The 4,677-nt window shown below is 66.2% G+C and carries 6 protein-coding genes and 1 pseudogene; 5 read left to right on the top strand and 2 right to left on the bottom strand.

The window, feature by feature from the left end; genetic code table 11:
• A pseudogene (locus G3N18_RS15490) lies at window positions 1–226 on the bottom strand (hypothetical protein); the annotation flags it as partial.
• A gap of 93 nt (window positions 227–319) precedes the next feature.
• On the opposite strand from G3N18_RS15490, the gene G3N18_RS16375 reads away from it, so the two are divergent.
• The 4 genes from G3N18_RS16375 to G3N18_RS15470 are packed head-to-tail and all read left to right on the top strand — an operon-like array spanning window position 320 to window position 3,468.
• On the top strand, window positions 320–643 hold the full coding sequence (locus tag G3N18_RS16375; RefSeq protein ID WP_196385147.1) for an ATP-binding protein: 324 nt from the start codon (window positions 320–322) through the stop codon (window positions 641–643).
• Window positions 555–1,157, top strand: coding sequence for an AAA family ATPase (locus G3N18_RS16370; RefSeq protein ID WP_338038676.1), 603 nt, complete (start codon window positions 555–557; stop codon window positions 1,155–1,157). The genes G3N18_RS16375 and G3N18_RS16370 overlap by 89 nt, the downstream gene beginning before the upstream one ends.
• A 13-nt stretch (window positions 1,158–1,170) precedes the next feature.
• The gene (locus G3N18_RS15475; protein ID WP_196385146.1) at window positions 1,171–2,937 is read left to right on the top strand and encodes an RHS repeat-associated core domain-containing protein; all 1,767 of its coding nucleotides are present in this window, start codon (window positions 1,171–1,173) and stop codon (window positions 2,935–2,937) included.
• Window positions 2,938–2,952: 15 nt separating this feature from the next.
• Window positions 2,953–3,468 carry an Imm26 family immunity protein gene (locus G3N18_RS15470; protein ID WP_196385145.1) on the top strand — a complete coding sequence of 172 codons (516 nt, stop codon included), beginning with the start codon at window positions 2,953–2,955 and terminating at the stop codon, window positions 3,466–3,468.
• Between the two features lie 151 nt (window positions 3,469–3,619).
• On the opposite strand, the gene G3N18_RS15465 is transcribed toward G3N18_RS15470, so the two are convergent.
• On the bottom strand, window positions 3,620–3,904 hold the full coding sequence (locus tag G3N18_RS15465; protein ID WP_196385144.1) for an alpha/beta hydrolase: 285 nt from the start codon (window positions 3,902–3,904) through the stop codon (window positions 3,620–3,622).
• Between the two features lie 13 nt (window positions 3,905–3,917).
• Here G3N18_RS15465 and G3N18_RS15460 point away from each other — a divergent pair, with 13 nt between their 5' ends.
• The gene (locus G3N18_RS15460) at window positions 3,918–4,433 is read left to right on the top strand and encodes an Imm26 family immunity protein (RefSeq protein ID WP_196385143.1); all 516 of its coding nucleotides are present in this window, start codon (window positions 3,918–3,920) and stop codon (window positions 4,431–4,433) included.
• Window positions 4,434–4,677: the final 244 nt, after the last annotated feature.

The raw sequence follows: 4,677 nt of genomic DNA, 5'->3' as shown, positions 1-4,677 counted from the left end.
CGGCCTGCACCTGCGAGAGCTCGGCGCGGGCGACCCGCACGCCGACGCGTGCGGCCGCGGCATCCTGCCGCGCCTGGCGCAGCGCATCGCGCGACGCGTCATAGGCGAGGCGACGGGCCTTCGTCGAGCGGCCTCGGCGCAGCCCGATCCAGCCGAGGGTGCCGGCGCCGATCATCGTCGGGCCGATCCACCAGAACTCGGCGATCGCCGCCCACACTGGATCCACCTGGCCATGGTACCGAGCATGCCTGAAAGGAGAACGGGGGTGGTGTTGCCCGGTGCGCGCCCCGGTGTCGCATGCTCGTGCCAGCATGAGGGGATGACCGTCTCGAGCGCCCCCCTCATCGGCCGCGACGCCGACGTGGCGCGGCTCGACGACGCCCTGGAGCGCGCCCGGTCGGGATCGCCCGTGTTCGCTCTCCTGCGCGGCGAGGCGGGCATGGGCAAGAGCCGCCTCGTCGACGCGTTCGCCGACCGCCCGGCCGACGACGCGATCGTCGGCGCGGGCAGTGCGTCGATCTCGGAGAGGTCTCCGCGCCGCACGCGCCGATCAGATCCGTGCTGCGGGCGGTCGTCGGTGCGCTCGGGCTCGAGTTCGCGCGGGAGGCGGCGGCCCCCGCCCTCGCGGCGCTCACCGAGCTGACACCGGAGGGCGGCTCCGACCCGGCGCCGTCGGCGGAGCCGGCGCGGCCCAGCTGCACGAGGCGATCGCCCTGCTGCTCGAGGCGGCCTCGCGCGAGCGTCCCGTCGTCGTCGTGATCGAAGACCTCCACTGGATCGACGGGGCGAGCCTCGCCGCCGTGCAGTTCTCGATGCGCGCGCTCACCGCGGGCCGGCTGCTGTTCGTGCTCACCTACCGCGGCGAGGACATCGGCCCCCGGCATCCCGCGCGCCCGTTCCTCATCGAGGCCGAGCGCCACCGCGCCGCCGAGCGGTGGGACCTCGGCCCGCTCACCCGCGGCGAGGTGCGCCGCCAGATGCACCAGCTGATCGGCGAGGCGCCCGCGGCCACCGACGTCGACGCGGTCTTCGAGCGCAGCGACGGCATCCCGTTCTTCGTCGAGGAGCTCGTCGCGATCGACGCCTGCCGGCGCGACAGCGCGATCCCCGAGACCCTCCGCGAGCAGCGATGGCGGTTGGGCGCGCTATGGCTATGACCTGCTCGGCCGGATGAACGCCGCCGACAACGCGGCGCGCAGCCTGCGCTATACCCATGATCCGGTCGGCCGGGTGCTGTCCGAACATCAGGACGGGGCCGAGCTGCTGCACAGCTATTCCGAACGCGGTATGTGGCTGACCAGCGTGCTGCCCGATGGCCGCTTCATCCGCTATGGCCATGACCGCAACAACGCGCTGGATGCCATTCATTACGGCGACCGGCAGATTCTGGACATCCGCCGCGACCGGCTTGGGCGCGAGCTGCACCGGCAGGCGGGCACCATCGCGCGGCAGACCGATTATGACCCGCAAGGCCGGATCCGGCGTCAGGCGGCTTATCGCACCACCACGCGCGAGCAGGTCTTCGCGCGCGGCTACAACTATGACAGCGTGTCGAACATCACCTCGATCGAGGATGCCACTCGCGGCGAATTCGCCTTCCGCTATGACGAGCGTGACCGGCTGCGCAGCGCCGCCTCGGCCGATCACGAGGAGCGGTTCGCCTTCGATCCCGCCAGCACGGTGCTGGTCGGCGTGGACAATCCGCGCGATGCCTCGGTCGAACATGGCCTGCTGCGGATGCGCGGCGATTGCCATTACGACTACGACGATGCCGGCAACCGCATCGCCATGCGGCGCGGGCAGGGCGGGGCGCATCAGTTCCGCTATGTCTATAATGACGACAACCGCCTGATCGAGGTCCACGAGACCCGTGGCCGCACCCGCCGCCTGACCCGCTTCGCCTATGACGCGCTTGGCCGGCGCGTCAGCAAAGCCCACCGCGAGACGATCGAGGCCGCCAACACCCCGACCGCCCCCGGCATCGACAGCAGCGCCGAGCTGGTCCGTGATGACACCATCTGGTTCCTGTGGGATGGTCCCGTCCTGCTGGCCGAAGGGCGCGGCAATCATGACGGCGCCATCGACCCGCTGGCCATTGTCTATGTCCACGAGCCGGGCAGCTTCCGCCCCGCCGCCCTCCTCCGCCGCCATTCGGCCGAGGAGGAGGCGCGGGTGCTGATCTATTGGCTGGATCATCTGGGCACCCCGCAGGAGCTGTCGAACGAAAACGGAGAGCTGGTCTGGCAGGTTGCGCTGAAGGCCTGGGGCGGCGTCGACCGGATGCTGATCGAGCGGGTCGAGCAGAACCTGCGCTTTCAGGGCCAGTATCACGAAGCCGAGACCGGCCTGCATTACAACCGCTTCCGCCACTATGACCCGGCGGCGGGGATCTATCTGAACCAGGACCCGCTGGGTCTTCTGGGCGGCACCAATATCTACGCCTACCCGACTGACCCGCTGTCGGGCATCGACCCGTTTGGGTTGGTTGAGCCGGGGTATACCGGCGCGGGTGGCCAGGGCTATACCGTCTATGGTCTGGGAGAGTTTGACGACAAGGGCAACCTGATCCGCACCGTCTATGTCGGCCAGACCGAAACGGCGCGCTTTGATACCCGTATGCAGGAGCACATGAATACCGGCAGATACCACGGTGGCCTGCAGGCATATGTCATTACCCGGACCGACACTTACGGGCAGGCCCGCGGCGCCGAGCAGTACCACATCGAGCATGCGAATGGTGGCGAAGGAACCCGGGACACCTCGCAACGGGGCCATTGGTACGATAAAGCTGAAGGCAAAAAACATGGTCCGGGTCTGGAGGCCGACCGGTCGGATTCCTTTGATCGGAGCCGCACCGATGCCCGTGCAAACGCGTATAACCAAGGCTACGAAAGTGAACGAAACCGGGTCGCCACGACCACCAGGACCTGCAGCTGAACACGGGGTGATCCCATGCAAGACGGAAGACGAACCGCGCGCAATGGCTATGATTGGTTCGGACGCAAGTTCAAAGGAGTGGAGGCGGGTAGCGTCTTCGCTGTGCCGCTGCCGGATGGGACGTATGCCTTTGGGCGATTGATGAACGCCAAGGATGGTGCAACCATCGCCGAGTTTTTCCGCGCGCGTCGCGATACACCCGAATTCGACCCGGCGATCTTGCAAGCGGGACGGCTGTTCGGGCCGGTCGGGGTTTTGATTGGCGAGATCGAAGGCCCTAACCGCAAACGGCCATGGAAGGTGATCCACAAGGACCCGGAATATTATCCCGATGACCTGTATGACATTCCGTTCTTCCGCGGCACCGGGACTGGGACTTGGCGGTATTTCACGCTCAACGATGATCGTGAGATCCTCGGACCGGTTGCCGACAAGGATGTCGGCAGTTGGAAAGTCGCATCGGTGCTGCCGCAATATGCGGACGAGATCACGGACATGATCGTCTGGAACATGGAGCAGCAAGGCCTCTAGCCTCACCGAAACACTGTTGGGGGTGAACTCCGATTGGCAGCACGGCATCTGCCTTCCGACCCCCTTTTGCGCGGGCCTTCAACAATGGGCGGGCTCGCCTGCAAAAAGGGCGGGCCATGTGCCCGCCCTCAGGTTGTCGTCGCTTCGGCCGTCAGAGGGCGGCAGGCGCGGGGCCACGCAGCAGCTCTGCCAGGGCCGCCAGTTCCTCGCGCCGGACCTCGTGGCCGCCGTCGTGATAGGCGGTGGTCAGATCCGCGCCCTGCGCCGCGACCCAATCCGCCAGCCGTTCGGTCAGCGGCCAGGGGCAGATCGGGTCGTTGCTGCCCGCCGTGATCAGCACCTGCCGCCCCTTCAGGCCCGGCGCGGGGTCCGGGGTCCATGGGATCAGCGGGTGCAGCAGGCCCACACGGTCGAACAGATCAGGCCGCGCGATCATAGGGGGGTACGCCATGCAAGATGGACGACGGATAGCAAGCGATGGTCGCGATTGGTTCGGGCGCAAGTTCAAGGGCGTCGAGGCAGGTAGTGTCTTCGCCGTACCGCTGCCTGACGGCACATATGCCTTTGGGCGATTGATGAACGCGAAGGATGGCGCGACTATTGCTGAGTTTTTCCGCGCTCGCCGTATGACGCCCGAATTCGATCCAGAAATTCTGCAATCTGGACGTCTGTTTGGGCCTGTCGGAGTGCTGATTGGCGACATCGAGGGTCCCAATCGCAAACGGCCATGGAAGGTGGTTCACAAGGACCCAGAATATTATCCGGATGACCTGTATGACATTCCCTTCTTCCAGGGCATGGGGGCAGGGACCTGGCAGTATTTCACGCTCAACAATCACTTCGAGATCCTCGGACCGGTGGCTGACGAAGATGTCGGCAATTGGAAGGTTGCGTCGATCATGCCGCAGCACCCCGAGCAGATCACAAAGATGATCGTCCGACAGTTGGCGCGGCAGGGCCTCTAGGATCACCGAGACGCTCTTGGGGGGCAGAACGGCATCGACCTTCTACACGGGCCTTCACCAAGAAGGCGCGGGCTCGCCTGCAAAAAGGGCGGGCCATGTGCCCGCCCTCAGGTTGTCGTCGCTTCGGCCGTCAGACCTGGATCGTGTCACCGTCGGGTGATTTCGCGGGTTGAGGATCGTTGAGGCTTGATTTTCCGGGGGTGTTGGTGCCTCGTGCGGGGCACTAACGGCGTCGATCTAGACT

The organism is Microbacterium paulum (assembly GCF_015707995.1).
GTDB lineage: Bacteria > Actinomycetota > Actinomycetes > Actinomycetales > Microbacteriaceae > Microbacterium > Microbacterium paulum.
The sequence above is the reverse complement of the archived record's forward strand: the minus strand, read 5'-3'. Positions and strand labels throughout refer to the sequence as shown.